The 13089-nt window shown below is 68.7% G+C and carries 15 protein-coding genes; 8 read left to right on the top strand and 7 right to left on the bottom strand.

From position 1 onward, the window contains the following. Window positions 1–142: 142 nt before the first annotated feature. From pspM to rimO, 6 genes are all read right to left on the bottom strand, one after another. Window positions 143–964 (bottom strand): phage shock envelope stress response protein PspM, encoded by an 822-nt coding sequence (gene pspM / locus ACQEU1_RS35335; protein ID WP_433210956.1) that lies wholly within the window; start codon window positions 962–964, stop codon window positions 143–145. Between the two features lie 34 nt (window positions 965–998). After that, the gene (locus ACQEU1_RS35330) at window positions 999–1850 is read right to left on the bottom strand and encodes a PspA/IM30 family protein (protein ID WP_285638857.1); all 852 of its coding nucleotides are present in this window, start codon (window positions 1848–1850) and stop codon (window positions 999–1001) included. A gap of 358 nt (window positions 1851–2208) precedes the next feature. Next, window positions 2209–2619: a helix-turn-helix domain-containing protein gene (locus tag ACQEU1_RS35325; RefSeq protein ID WP_433210954.1), complete on the bottom strand. Its 411-nt coding sequence runs from the start codon at window positions 2617–2619 to the stop codon at window positions 2209–2211. Window positions 2620–2724: 105 nt separating this feature from the next. Continuing rightward, on the bottom strand, window positions 2725–3198 hold the full coding sequence (locus ACQEU1_RS35320) for a CinA family protein (protein ID WP_433210952.1): 474 nt from the start codon (window positions 3196–3198) through the stop codon (window positions 2725–2727). Then, window positions 3195–3773: a CDP-diacylglycerol--glycerol-3-phosphate 3-phosphatidyltransferase gene (gene pgsA / locus ACQEU1_RS35315; protein WP_433210950.1), complete on the bottom strand. Its 579-nt coding sequence runs from the start codon at window positions 3771–3773 to the stop codon at window positions 3195–3197. The genes ACQEU1_RS35320 and pgsA overlap by 4 nt, the downstream gene beginning before the upstream one ends. Next, window positions 3770–5173, bottom strand: a complete 1404-nt coding sequence (rimO, locus tag ACQEU1_RS35310; RefSeq protein WP_433210948.1) for a 30S ribosomal protein S12 methylthiotransferase RimO — start codon at window positions 5171–5173, stop codon at window positions 3770–3772. Before rimO ends, pgsA begins: the two co-directional genes overlap by 4 nt. 130 nt (window positions 5174–5303) lie before the next feature. On the opposite strand from rimO, the gene ACQEU1_RS35305 reads away from it, so the two are divergent. From ACQEU1_RS35305 to ACQEU1_RS35270, 8 genes are all read left to right on the top strand, one after another. Then, a complete protein-coding gene (locus ACQEU1_RS35305; RefSeq protein WP_433210946.1) occupies window positions 5304–5624 on the top strand; it encodes a hypothetical protein in 321 nt (106 codons plus the stop codon). Window positions 5625–5629: 5 nt separating this feature from the next. After that, the gene (locus tag ACQEU1_RS35300; protein WP_382444625.1) at window positions 5630–6130 is read left to right on the top strand and encodes an amino-acid N-acetyltransferase; all 501 of its coding nucleotides are present in this window, start codon (window positions 5630–5632) and stop codon (window positions 6128–6130) included. Between the two features lie 62 nt (window positions 6131–6192). Continuing rightward, window positions 6193–7044 (top strand): MerR family transcriptional regulator, encoded by an 852-nt coding sequence (locus ACQEU1_RS35295; protein ID WP_394616345.1) that lies wholly within the window; start codon window positions 6193–6195, stop codon window positions 7042–7044. Beyond that, complete coding sequence (locus ACQEU1_RS35290; protein WP_433210944.1) at window positions 7028–7819, top strand: hypothetical protein; 792 nt, start codon at window positions 7028–7030, stop codon at window positions 7817–7819. The genes ACQEU1_RS35295 and ACQEU1_RS35290 overlap by 17 nt, the downstream gene beginning before the upstream one ends. Before the next feature lie 82 nt (window positions 7820–7901). After that, window positions 7902–8324 (top strand): hypothetical protein, encoded by a 423-nt coding sequence (locus tag ACQEU1_RS35285; RefSeq protein ID WP_433210942.1) that lies wholly within the window; start codon window positions 7902–7904, stop codon window positions 8322–8324. Next, window positions 8321–9475, top strand: a complete 1155-nt coding sequence (locus tag ACQEU1_RS35280) for a YcaO-like family protein (protein ID WP_433210940.1) — start codon at window positions 8321–8323, stop codon at window positions 9473–9475. Before ACQEU1_RS35285 ends, ACQEU1_RS35280 begins: the two co-directional genes overlap by 4 nt. A gap of 4 nt (window positions 9476–9479) precedes the next feature. Continuing rightward, window positions 9480–10133: a nitroreductase family protein gene (locus tag ACQEU1_RS35275; protein ID WP_433210938.1), complete on the top strand. Its 654-nt coding sequence runs from the start codon at window positions 9480–9482 to the stop codon at window positions 10131–10133. A gap of 82 nt (window positions 10134–10215) precedes the next feature. Continuing rightward, window positions 10216–10683, top strand: coding sequence for a phospholipase (locus tag ACQEU1_RS35270; RefSeq protein ID WP_433210936.1), 468 nt, complete (start codon window positions 10216–10218; stop codon window positions 10681–10683). A gap of 21 nt (window positions 10684–10704) precedes the next feature. On the opposite strand, the gene ACQEU1_RS35265 is transcribed toward ACQEU1_RS35270, so the two are convergent. After that, entirely contained in the window at window positions 10705–13080 is a 2376-nt protein-coding gene (locus ACQEU1_RS35265) for a DNA translocase FtsK 4TM domain-containing protein (protein ID WP_433210934.1), read from the bottom strand. Window positions 13081–13089 lie beyond the last annotated feature (9 nt).

Here is a 13089-nt window from a genome sequence, read left to right as displayed (position 1 = left end):
GGACTTCCCGCAGACCGGCCCCGAGATCCTGCCACGCCATGTAGCGGCTACGGCTAGATAACAGTCCGATAATCACACGATTGCAGCAAAGATCTCCATAGAGACTCGCCGAATAGCCGCACGTGACTACGGAGCGTTACATTCAGTACGCTGAATAGCCTGAGACGTCCCGCATCGCAGACGCCAGACCGGCCATGTGATCGGTCGCGTCGTCCAGCACCTCGGCCGGGTTCTGGAACTGCGTGCTCGCCGCCAGGGCCTTGCCGGCCTCGGCCACCAACGCACAGTAGCGGTCCACGCCGTCCGCGAGCTGGATCCGCAGCACCCGCACGCCCTCGACCAACGACGCCCGTTCCAGCGGCGGTGCGGTGTCCCGGGCGCGTTCGACGGCCTGCAGCTGCGCCGAGACCGCGCGGATCGCCGTGGACGCCTCCTGGGCCGTCTGACGGGCGTGCTGGACGGACTCGGTGGGCATCGACGTGAGCGCCGGCGAGTCGAGCTGCACGAGCAGCTGCGTCATCGCGTCCTCGGCGCTGTGGAGCTTCTCCATGGGCACCCGCGCGGACGAGATGTGCGCGGGCAGCGGCGGCCGGGGAGCGGGCGGCGGCGACAGCGCGAGGCGCTGCCGGGCGACGCCGATCTCCTTGAGCTTGAACCCGCTGCGCACGGCCAGCACGGCGGGCACCGCGGCGCCGATCGAGCCGGTGACGGCGGCCCACGTGCCGAGCACTCCGGTGAAGCCCAGCACCGCGAGGGTGCCGAGCATCGTGATCACGATCAGCCAGAACGTCAGCACGGCGTTGGTGCGCTTGCGCCTGCGTTCGAGCTTCGCGAGCGGGTCGTTCCACTTCTGCAGGCGGTAACGCGCCTGCTCGGCCAGCGGGTGGCCCTGGAGCGACGCACCCAACTCGTTGACGACCTTGCGGACGATCTCGTTGTTGGGACGGTTTCTCCAGGGCTCCATGATCACCTGCTGACTCCTCCTGCCCCGACGCCCGTCAGTTCTGGGCGGGCGGGACCTGCTGCTGCTGGGTCTTCTGCTCGGACTGGACGCGCTGCGCGATCTCGGCCTGGATCTGCGCGGCCGCGCTGTTGCCCGCGGTCACCTGCTGCGGCGTGCTGCTCTGGCCGCCGTGCATGGAGGCGCGGATCTGCTCGAGACGCGACGAACCGGCGAGCTGGGTGGTCGAGGCCTGCACCTCGAGCATCCGGCCCTGAACCGAGTTCTGGGCGAGCTCCGCCGACCCGAGCGCGGTCGAGTAGCGCTTCTCGATCTTGTCGCGAACCTCTTCGAGCGACGGCACGTTGCCGGGCGCCGCGAGCTCGCTCATCTGGTTCAGCGACGCGGAGACCTGCTCCTGCATCTTGGCCTGCTCGAGCTGGCTGAGGAGCTTGGTCCGCTCCGCCAGCTTCTGCTGCAACATCATCGAGTTGCGCTCGACCGCCTGCTTGGCCTGTGCGGCGGCCTGCAGCGACTGGTCGTGCAGCGTCTTCAGGTCCTCGATGCCCTGCTCAGCCGTGACGAGCTGGGTGGCGAAGCCCTGCGCGGCGTTCTCGAACTGGGCGGCCTTCTGCTCGTCGCCCTTCGCGCGCGCCTCGTCGGCGAGCACGAGCGCCTGACGTGCGGAGGCCTGCAGCTTCTCGACGTCGCCGAGCTGGCGGTTGAGCTTCATCTCCAGCTGCCGCTGGTTGCCGATGACGGCTGCCGCCTGCTGGGAGAGCGCCTGGTGCTGACGCTGCGCCTCCTCGATGGCCTGCTGGATCTGCACCTTCGGGTCAGCGTGCTCGTCGATCTTCGACGAGAACGACGCCATCAGGTACTTCCAGAACTTCACGAACGGACTGGCCATCTCCTACGCCTGCCTTCTCGGTGCCGGTGTTGGATCCATCGTCTCAATTGTGCGTCGGCGTATCCACCGACATGGGGAGATATCCGGGAACACCCTGACCCACCCCGGGACTTAGGTAGACACGCCGTGCGACGTGCCAATCCTGCCCGCACCCGCGCCCCGAGACGCGGTGACCCAGCGTGCTGATGCCAAGCCGTTGCCTGCCGTTCAGCCCGCTGCCGTCGTTGTCAGTTGAACGTACGAAGAGGCAATCTTGTTGCAGACCGTCACGTGGCGGGGGCCACAGACCTCTCCAGTTCACCCGAATGCAGGCGACCCCGCACGCCAGAGGGCATGCGGGGTCGTGGATGACATGGGGTTATGCCGCAGCGACGGCCTTGGGCTTCTCGCCGATCTTGCTCGTGAGCCGGTGACTGAGCATCGGCTGCAGGCGCAGATCGGACAGGTCGTCCGAGAGCGTGGACGGCAGCACGCGGCCGCCCTCCAGCTTGCGCCCGTCCGAACGTCCGTCCGGCACCGTGTCCGGCGTCTGCTGGACGGCGCCGATGTCGGAGGCGACGTGGTGCAGCAGTTCGGACAACGGAAGCTCTAACGCGTCACAGATGGCCGAGAGGAGCTCGCTGGACGCCTCTTTGCGGCCGCGCTCCACCTCGGACAGGTACCCCAGGCTCACGCGGGCGGTCCGAGAGACCTCGCGCAGCGTGCGGCGTTGGTTGGTGCGGGCATGGCGAAGTCGATCACCGATCGCCTCGCGTAGCAGCACGGTCATCGCGCGCCTCCTTCCGGCCGGCCGTGTCCCTACGTTACCGATCGACACCGACAACGGGCACTCACTTCCGAACACGTCCGCCAAGGGCGAACGAACGCGGAGTCATCATTTGTTCCCGGCGTCGGTCATCAGCAGGTAATCCGAGAGCAGGACCAGGGCTTTTTCCACGGAGTCCCGACGGACCGCTGCGCGATCACCACTGAGAGTGATTGTCCGCACTGTGGACACTCCAGGTCCGCTCAAGCCGATGTGGACCGTTCCCGGGGGCACACCGTCCTGCGGATCGGGTCCGGCGACCCCGGTGAGCCCGATTCCCCAGTCCGATTTGCACCTTTTCCTGGCGCCTTCGGCCAGTTGGACCGCCACGTCGGGATGCACGGCCCCGTGCTCGTCGAGCAGCTGCTGATCCACGCCCGCGAGCTCGTGCTTGAGCTCGGTGGCGTAGACGATCAACCCACCGCGGACCACGGCACTCGCCCCCGGTGTGTCGACGATCGTCGCGCACAGCAGACCCGCGGTCAGCGACTCGGCCGTGGCGACGGTCTGGTTCCTCGCTTTGAGCAGTTCGACGACGTTCATGCCACCGCCCTCCCCGCCCTCGCCTTCAACTTGAACGCGCGGATGACGTAGTCGATTCCCGTGACGACGGTCAGCACGAGCGCCACCGCCATGATCACCCACGCGATCAGCTGGAGCACGTCGTTCTGCGGGAGCACGAACAGCCCGATGGCGATGACCTGCGCCAACGTCTTGGCCTTGCCGCCGCGGCTCGCCGGGATGACGCCGTAGCGGATCACCCAGAACCGCAGCAGCGTCACGCCGATCTCGCGCACGGCGATGACGATCGTGATCCACCACGGCAGCACGTCGAGGATGCTCAGCCCCACCAGCGCCGAGCCGGTGAGCGCCTTGTCCGCGATCGGGTCTGCGATCTTGCCGAAGTCGGTGATGAGCCCGTGCTTGCGCGCGAGCGTGCCGTCGATGTGGTCGGTGAAGCTCGCGATCGCGAAGACGGCGAACGCGATCAGGCGCCACGTCGTGTCGAAGCCGCCCGCTTCGAACAGGGAGAACAGGAAGACCGGAACGAGTACCAGCCGCGCCATCGTGAGGATGTTCGCGACGTTGAGCAGCGGGACCTTCCGGGCTTCTGTCATGTCCCGATGACCTCGACGATCAGGTCGACGCCCTCGGAGTCGACGACCCGGCAGCGCACGAGGTCGCCGCGCCTGAGGTCCTCCGCGTCGAGCACGATGCACTCGCCGTCGACCTCGGGCGCCTGGTGCTCCGCGCGGCCGACGCAGTCGCTCTCGTCGTCCTCCTCGGTCTCGATCAGCACGACGACCTCGGTGCCGACCCGGTCCTCGGCGCGCTGGCTGGTCAGCTCCTCGACGAGGTTGCCGATCCGCTGCACCCGTTCCGCGATGACGTCCGCGTCGAGCTTGCCGTCGAGCTCCTCGGCCTCGGTGCCGTCCTCGTCGGAGTAGCCGAAGATGCCGACCGCGTCGAGCCGCGCCTCCGTGAGGAAGCGCTCCAGCTCCTGCAGGTCCTGCTCGGTCTCACCGGGGAAGCCGACGATGAAGTTGCTGCGGATGCCGGCCTCCGGCGCGTGCTCGCGGATCTGCCACACGAGCTTGAGGAAGCTGTCCGTGTCACCGAACCGGCGCATGCGGCGCAGCACGTTCTCGCTGGAGTGCTGGAACGACATGTCGAAGTAGTTCGCGACCTTGTCGGTCTTGGCGATGGCCGCCACGAGACTCGGCTTGGTCTCCGCGGGCTGGAGGTAGCTGACCCGGACGCGTTCGACGTTCGGGATGCTCGCCAGTCGCGGCAGCAGCTGCTCCAGGGCGCCCTGCTCGCGCGGCAGGTCCTTGCCGTAGCTCGTGGAGTTCTCGCTGACGAGGAAGAGCTCCTTGACGCCGTTCTCGGCGAGCCACATGGCCTCGGAGACGATCTCGTCGGGGTGCCGCGACACGAACGCGCCGCGGAAGCTCGGGATGGCGCAGAAGCTGCACCGCCGGTCGCAGCCACTCGCGATCTTCAGCGGCGCGACGGGCGCGTCGTCGAGGCGCTTGCGCTGGACCTTGGTCGGACCCCAGCCGTGGCCGGGCACCTGCACGTCCTGCGCGGCCTCCTGGCGCTTGACCGGCGTGATGGGCAGCAGCGTGCGGCGGTCCACCGGCACGTGCGACTCGACGGGCTTGCCGTGCAGCACGTCCTGCAGCCGCTCGGCCAGGTCGTTGTACTGGTCGAAGCCCAGGACCGCGGCCGCCTCGGGGAGGCTGTCCGCGAGCTCCTTGCCGTACCGCTCGGCCATGCACCCGACGGCTACGACCTTGGCGCCGGTGTCGGACGCGGCGAGCAGCGTGTCGACGGAGTCCTTCTTGGCCTGCTCGACGAAGCCGCACGTGTTGACGACGACGACGTCAGCGCCCTCGTCCACCAGCTCCCAGCCGCCCTCGCCGAGGCGTCCGGCGAGCTCTTCGGAGTCGACCTCGTTGCGGGCGCAGCCCAGGGTCAGCAGCGACACACGTCGCGGAGTGGTGGGAGAAGACACGACGCTCAGAGTAACCGGCCCAGGTCCCGCCGCCTGAATCGCGCTGCCGAGGCGAGCCTGGAGCGATGTCCAGGAACGGCACCCACATTCTGTCTACTTTTGATGTCCAGTGCTGCCGGACCCTGTGCCCGTGCTCATCGAGTTGCTGAAGCAGGGGTACGCGGTGCCGGCGCTGCTGGCCGTGTTCGCGCTGCTCACCCGGCACGTGTGGGCGGAGCTCGCCCGCGCGTTCCGCGACTGGGTGCGCTCCGGCCCCGCCCGGCGTCGCGCGGACCTGGAGCAGAAGGTGGTCGACCACGCCCTCAAGAGCGAGACCGAGGACGAGCGCGACCACTCGGTCGAACTGCTCCGCCTGCTGTTGAACGCTCCTGGTCACTCCCTGCCCGAGACGCCTCCGCCGGAAGACGCTCCGCCTGAGGAGAAGCCCTATGGGGACGCGGCCCATACTTGACGGTTGTGACCAGTGGGGTAGTCGTGCGGCGCGCCCGCACCAGCGACGTGCGCGCCATGAAGGCGTTGATCGACGGGTACGCGGGCAAGGTCCTGCTGGCCAAACCCCTGGTCACGCTCTACGAGGCGGTCCAGGAGTTCTGGGTGGCCGAGGAGGACGGCGAGCTGCTCGGGTGCGGCGCCCTGCACGTCATGTGGGAGGACCTGGCCGAGATCCGCAGTGTCGCGGTGTCGCAGCTGGCGCTGGGCAAGGGTGTGGGGCACCGGATCGTGGCCCAGCTCATCGCCACGGCCAAGGAGCTGCAGCTCGGCCGCATCTTCTGCCTCACGTTCGAGACCAAGTTCTTCAACAAGCACGGGTTCGTGGAGATCGAGGGCACGCCGGTGAGTCCCGAGGTCTACGAGGAGATCATGCGGTCGGTGGACGAGGGTGTGGCCGAGTTCCTCGACCTGAGCTACGTGAAGCCGAACACGCTCGGCAACAGCCGGATGCTCCTGGAGTTGTAACTCTTCGAGTAATTACTCGAAGAGTCTTGACTCAAAGAACCACCGGCGCCAGGATCAGCGACGTGTCCGAATCGCTGACCGTCGACGAGCTCGCTGCCCGGATCGGCCTGCCCAGCAGCACCATTCGCATGTACCAGACGAAGGGTGTGCTGCACGCGCCGAGACGGCAGGGACGCGTGGCGTACTACGACGCCTCGCACGTCGAGCGGTTGACGTTGGTGCAGCGGTTGCAGCAGCGGGGGTTCTCGTTGCCGGCGATCGCGGAACTGATCCAGGCGAGGGAAAAGGGCGAGTCGGTCGCCGCGGTGCTCGGCTTCAGCGAGGCCGAGGGTCCCGACGACTGGGTTCGGATCAAGGTGCGCGACATCAAGCACCTGATTCCGACCGGAGACGTCCAACCGCGACTCCTCCTCCGGGCTATGCGGTTGGGCTTGGTGCGGTGGAAGTACGGCTGGCCGCACACGCGTCGCTGGGCACTCGAAGCGGGCGGTCGGCTGGCCGGCCTCAGGGTGCCCAGCGACGACGTCATGGACAGCTTCACGCGCCTGCGCACGGCGACCGACGCGGTGGCGGCGGACTTCGTGCGGTTGTTCGAGCGGCAGTTCTGGCCCGAGCTGGCCAGAAAAGCAGGCGATGAGAACCAGCTCGAGAACGTGCGGGCGTTGCTCGTCGAGCTGACGTACACGGCGGAGACCGCGGTGGTGGGGACGCTGCGGGAGTCGATCCGGGACGCGGCGGAGGAGTTCGCGTCACGGCACGGGTTGCTGCCGAGTGACGACTACCAGCCCGCGTGGGCCGAGCAGCCGTTGCCGCCGATCGCCGAGAACCTCATGGATCCGGCCGGCGATCTGCCGAGCGAGCAGGAGATCGAACGCTTCCTGCAAAGGGGGGACGAGGATGAGCCTGGTCGCTGATCCCGCCTGGCACGCACAAGTACGAGACGAAGGCCTTGTCGTGTACGCGGGAGCCGATCTCGCGTACCTGATCCCGGACCTGCCCAGGGCGGTGGCCGTGGCGCTGGCCGGCCTGTTCGAGCCAGTGTTGAGGGGAGTGGCTCGAACGGTCGACGAAAGCCGGTTGGGGGAACCGGTTCGCCAGTACCTGGCCCAGCTGAGGACCCTGGGCGCTCTCCGCCCGGCCGGGTTGCCTCGAGACGACGCGCAGCCGATGGGGGTCGGCACGCGGTTCGTCGGAGAGGCACCCGCCGGGCTGGTAGAGCTGTTGCCGCACAACGAGAATCCGGACCTGCTGCTCGTGGTGCGGACGACCGGCACGCTGGTCGACCTGGTCGAGGTGGCGCGCGAGACGAAGGTTCCGCACCTGTTGCTGGACCTCGCGTACCACCACACCGCCGCCGTCGGGCCCTTCGTGGTGCCCGGTGCCGGTGCGTGCCTGGCGTGCCTCGCGGTGCGGGCGGGGCGGCGGTGGGGGGATCCGCCGCCTCCCCCGCATCCGGCGGCGATGACGCACGAGTTTCCGATCTCCCTCGCCCTGCAAGCGGTCCAGAACATCCGCAACGGCTCGCTCGCACTGCTCGACACGGTCGTCACCGTCCACCTCGACGAGTTCACGACGACCCGCGAGAGAGTGCTGCCCGCGGCCGGGTGCGAGGTCTGCCCGGCCGTCGAGGTCGGGCGCGTGTCACTTCCTTGGGGGAACCTTGAACGCGACGGCAGTCCGGTTACCTGACCAGTTCTCACCCGGTGCGGCCGCCGCCAACGCCGCGACGCCCACCTGTTGCTGCTGTTGTTGCTGCTGCGCGGTTTCCTCGGTGGGAGCCGCCGTGCACATCCCGGCCGCCCTGCACGAGGACACCAAAGAACTACCGCGGCCGCGCAGTCTGCTGGTGCTGCCCGCCGCGATCTTCCCGTTGCTCGTGGTCGTGCTGCCGTTCATCACGGCGGGCGTGGCCTTCGAACTCCACTGGGGCTGGTGGGTGGGGGCCGCGGCCGCCGCGCTGTCCTGGTCGGTGGCGGCGGGCTTCATCGCCCGGTCGCCCAAGCCGTGGAGCAGCCTCGGCAGGCTGATCGGCTGGATCGCGGTGTGGTGCCTGGAACCGTTCGCCGTGCTCTTCGTGCTCGGCCCGCTCGCCGCCGTCCACGAGATCGTGGCGGCGACGGTCGGCATGCTCTACCTGCTCGGCGCCCTGGCGTGCGGCTACTGCATCTACCGGCATTACAGGAGCAAGCCGTGAGGACCGTCGCGGAGGCCCTCGCGGAACGCGCCGTCGGCTGGCGCCAGGGCGTGGTGTCGCAACTCCAGCCCGTGCCGCACAGTCTGTCCGATGTGGACGTCGAGGGCTGGGCCGCGGTGCCCGAACCCTTCGCCACGGGCGGCACTTCCGGCGGTACGACCAAGACCGCCGCCGTCGCCGAGGCCCTCGAACGCCACGCGGCCGCACGCGCACAGCTCGAAACCGCGACCACCGGCGAGTGCTGGCCGTTGGAACACTTCAGCCTGCACACGGTCGAACAACGGGTGTCCCCGAACTACCGCTACCGCAAGGGATACGTCGACACGAGGTACACGACAGCATGGACGCTGCCGGGCAACACGCCGATCCGCGTACCGGCTGGCCTTGTAGCGCTGGACCCTGCCTACGGCCTCCCGGCGACGTCATCGGGCCTCGCCGCAGGCCCGTCCACGACCAGTGCGTTGCTTCGAGCGGTCCAGGAACTGGTCGAACGCGACGCGTTCACCACGACCTGGCTGCACTCCCTCGCCCCGCAGCGCTTCGAGGCCGGCCTGCCGCACGGCGTCCAGGCGTTCGACCTCACCCCGGCCTACAGCCCGCACCCGGTGGTGGCGGTCGCGGGTTCGCTCCCGATCGCCGGCAGGCCTCGGCCGACCCTGGGCCTGGCGTGCCGGGCCACCACGGCGGAAGCCGTGCGGAAGGCCTACGAGGAATGGGTGCAGGGCACGGTGTTCATCGAGGTCTGGCTTGCCCGCAACGGCACCGAACCCGTCACCGACGTCACCGACTTCGACAAGCACGCCGTCTACTACGCCACGAACCCGGAGCAATGGGACGCCCTGCCGTGGTTCCAGGGCTTCGAGACCGACCCACCGCAAGACGCGCGGTCCCAAGGTACGGCGGCGGAACTGACCGAACTGGTCCACGCACTCGAACGAGCGGACATCCGTCTCGCCTACCGCGAGCTCACCACGCCGGAGCTCTCGGCGGTGGGCCTGCACTGCGTCCGGGTGCTCTCCCCTGACCTCGCCCCGCTGCACTCCGACCACGCCTGGCCGCACGTCGCGGGCCGCACCGGCGAGCTGGGCTGGCGGTACCCGCACGCCTCACCAGGCACGTTCCCCAATCCCGCACCACATCCCCTGGGGTGAGCCCGTGTTCGACGACTTCTGGGCCGCGAGCCGCTTCTCCCCTCTGCACCAGCGCAGACTCGGCGACCAGCTCCGCGACTTCCGCCCACCGCCCCAGCTGATCGACCCGTTGGAGCTCCCCACGACCCCGGCGCCACTCCCGCGCCCGGCCGACCGGCTGCAGAAGCTGTTCCAGGCGCGCAGAAGCACCCGCGACTTTGCCCGGAAGTCCCTGACCGACAAGCAACTCGGCTCGGTTCTCGGCGCGTTGACCGACCACAGCTTCCCGTCGGCGGGCGGCCTCAACCCGTTGCGCTGCTACGCCTTCGTGCACGGCCGCGCGGTCCGCTACGACATCGGCCGGCACGCCCTCCAGGACATCGGTCCTGCCCCCGAGAACCTGCCCGAAATACTCGGAACCCCCGACACCCCACCGCTGACGATCGTCCTGGTGTTGACGGACAAGGACTCGTTCGAGAAGTACGGCGAACGCGCCGGCCGCTTCGGTCTGCTCGAAGCAGGTGCCGCGGCGCAGACCATCTGCCTCCGTTTGGCCGAACAGAAGCTGGGCGGCTATCTGCTCGGCGGAGTAGCGGACAACGAAATGCTGCACGCACTGGGACTTCCCCGTGAACTCCGCGTGGCCACGGCGATCGCGTGCGGCCATCCGAGCACCTGACGTTCATCAGATCGTGTCTACCGAGGACAGTCGATCACCCGCTACAACTGGCGAGACCCTGCTCACAACCGAGGAGCTCGCCATGTCGAAGACCCTGCGCTCGGCATTCGTGGGTGCCGCCGCCTCGATCGCCCTGATCTTCACGGGCACCCCGGCACAAGCCGTGGACATCGTCGCGGTCACCGACGACTACCTGTACTCGAAGTCCTTGAGCCAGTTCACAACACTGCGCGCGCAGCAGCCGTACGCGGGCCAGCTCGACTGGTCGTCCGACGGCTGTTCGTACTCGCCGGACAACCCCTTCGGCTTCAAGTTCCTGCCGACCTGCCACCGCCACGACTTCGGCTACCGCAACTACAAGCGCCAGGGCCGGTGGAACGAGACGAACCGCCTGCGCATCGACAACAACTTCAAGTCCGACATGTACAACCAGTGCGGCTCGAACTGGGCCTGCAAGCGCACCGCCGACCTCTACTACGCCGCGGTGCGCCAGTTCGGCGGCAGCGCCAGCTCCACCGCCACGAGCATCCAGAAGGCCGGCCTGAAGTAGGTCAGCGCGCGGAGGCGGGCCTCACTCGTCGTCGGCGGGCCCGCCACCGCGCATCAGGTAGACCACGCTCTCCAGCTCGTCCGGCTTGATCAGCACCTCGCGGGCCTTGGAGCCCTCGGACGGCCCGACCACGCCACGGGTCTCCAGCAGGTCCATCAGGCGGCCCGCCTTGGCGAACCCGACCCGCAGCTTGCGCTGCAGCATCGACGTGGACCCGAACTGGGACGTCACGATCAGCTCGGTCGCCTGCACCAGCAGCTCGAGGTCGTCGCCGATGTCGGCGTCGATCTCCTTCTTCTCGCCTGCCTTCTGCGCGGTGACGCCGTCGGTGTACTCGGGCTGCGCCTGGTTCTTGGTGAACTCGACGATCGACGAGATCTCCTCGTCGCCGACGAACGCTCCCTGGATGCGGACCGGCTTGCCCGCGCCCATCGGCAGGTAGAGCGCGTCGCCCATGCCGATCAGCTTCTCGGCGCCCGGCTGGTCCAGGATGACCCGCGAGTCGGTCAGCGACGACGTGGCGAACGCGAGGCGCGACGGCACGTTCGTCTTGATCAGGCCGGTGACGACGTCGACGGACGGGCGCTGGGTGGCGAGCACCAGGTGGATGCCGGCCGCACGGGCCTTCTGGGTGATGCGGACGATCGCGTCCTCGACGTCGCGGGGCGCGGTCATCATCAGGTCGGCGAGCTCGTCGACGATCGCCATGATGTACGGGTACGGCCGGTAGACGCGCTCGGAACCGGGCGGCGCGGTGATCTCGCCGGACTTCACCTTGCGGTTGAAGTCGTCGACGTGCCGCACCCGGTTCATCTGCATGTCCTGGTAGCGCTGCTCCATCTCCTCGACCAGCCACGCCAGCGCCGCCGCTGCCTTCTTCGGCTGCGTGATGATCGGCGTGATCAGGTGCGGGATCCCCTCGTACGGCGTCAGCTCCACCATCTTGGGGTCGATGAGGATCATGCGGACCTCATCGGGCGTGGCGCGGGCGAGCAGCGACACCAGCATCGAGTTGACGAACGACGACTTACCGGAACCCGTGGAGCCCGCCACCAGCAGGTGCGGCATCTTCGTCAGGTTCGCGGTGACCATGTGGCCCTCGATGTCCTTGCCGAGGCCGATCACCATCGGGTGCGTGTCCTTCAACGTCGAAGGCGACCGCAGCACGTCCCCGAGTCGCACCATCTCGCGGTCGCTGTTGGGCACCTCGATGCCGACCGCGGACTTGCCGGGGATCGGCGCCAGCAACCGGACGTTGTCGGTGGCCACGGCGTACGCGATGTTCTTGGTCAGCGCGGTGATCTTCTCGACCTTCACGCCGGGGCCGAGCTCGACCTCGTAGCGGGTCACCGTCGGGCCGCGGGTGAAGCCGGTGACCTGGGCGTCGATCGAGAACTGGTCCAGCACGCCGGTGATGGCCTCGATCATCTGGTCGTTGGCCTTGCTGCGGGACTTCGGCGCGTCGCCGTCCTTCAGGATGCCTGGCGGCGGCAGCTTGTAGTCGCCCTCGACCGCGCGCACGGCCATGTCCGGCGCGGGGGCGGCGGCCTTCTCCTTCTTCGCGACGGGCTTCGGCGCGGGTTCCGGTTCCGGCTCCTCCAGGGGCAGCTCGGGCGTCTCCTCGACCGGTTCCACGGCCTGGCGGCGCCGCGACGGGCGGCGCAGGCGAACCGGCTTCGGCTCCTCCTCCGGCTCCTCGTCCGCCACAGGTTCCTTGGCCGTACCGGGGTGCAGCAACGAGCGGATGCGTTCGGGCGCCTGGCGGATCGGCGTGTGCGTCACGACCAGCAGCCCGTACGCGAAGATCAGGAACAGCAACGGCCCCGCGACCCACGGCGTCAGGCCCTGCGCGAGGAACCCGCCGGCCAGGTAGCCCAGCGCGCCACCGGCGCTGCGGCGTTCGACCGGGTCCATCGGCAGGCCGCCGATGAGGTGGAACATGCCGAGCACGCCGATCATCATCAGCGACGAGCCGATGATCAACCGGGGCCGCGCGTCCGGCGTCGGGTCGGTGCGCATCAGCGTCACGCCGATGCCGAGCAGCACGACCGGCACGATCACCGCCGGGAACCCGACGGAGCTGCGCACGGCGACGTCGACCCACTGGCCGACCGGACCGCCCGCCTGCCACCACACGCCCGCGCCGGTGATCACGGCGAGCGCGATCAGCAACAGCCCGAGGCCGTCACGGCGGTGTTCGGGATCGAGGTCCTTGGTGCGGCTCACGGTCCGCACGAGGCTGCCGACGCCGCGGCCCAGCGCACCCCAGACGGCGCTGATGGCACCGCCGCTCTTGCGTGGAGCGGGTTTCCTGGACGCGGTGGATCGCGCCCGCGGCTTGGCTGGTGCTTTGCCGCGTGACGTGGTCTTTCTCGAAGTCCCTGTGCGCCCGGCCATGTGTATAAG

Source organism: Lentzea sp. CA-135723, from assembly GCF_050936595.1.
Classification (GTDB): domain Bacteria; phylum Actinomycetota; class Actinomycetes; order Mycobacteriales; family Pseudonocardiaceae; genus Lentzea.
Note: the sequence above shows the minus strand (reverse complement) of the source record. Positions and strands in the feature narration are given on the sequence as shown.

Coding starts and splice junctions, on each gene's coding strand:
- pspM (WP_433210956.1), bottom strand. CDS start 964: ATGGAGCCCTGGAGAAACCGTCCCAACAACGAGATCGTCCGCAAGGTC.
- ACQEU1_RS35330 (WP_285638857.1), bottom strand. CDS start 1,850: ATGGCCAGTCCGTTCGTGAAGTTCTGGAAGTACCTGATGGCGTCGTTC.
- ACQEU1_RS35325 (WP_433210954.1), bottom strand. CDS start 2,619: ATGACCGTGCTGCTACGCGAGGCGATCGGTGATCGACTTCGCCATGCC.
- ACQEU1_RS35320 (WP_433210952.1), bottom strand. CDS start 3,198: ATGAACGTCGTCGAACTGCTCAAAGCGAGGAACCAGACCGTCGCCACG.
- pgsA (WP_433210950.1), bottom strand. CDS start 3,773: ATGACAGAAGCCCGGAAGGTCCCGCTGCTCAACGTCGCGAACATCCTC.
- ACQEU1_RS35290 (WP_433210944.1), top strand. CDS start 7,028: ATGAGCCTGGTCGCTGATCCCGCCTGGCACGCACAAGTACGAGACGAA.
- ACQEU1_RS35270 (WP_433210936.1), top strand. CDS start 10,216: ATGTCGAAGACCCTGCGCTCGGCATTCGTGGGTGCCGCCGCCTCGATC.
- ACQEU1_RS35265 (WP_433210934.1), bottom strand. CDS start 13,080: ATGGCCGGGCGCACAGGGACTTCGAGAAAGACCACGTCACGCGGCAAA.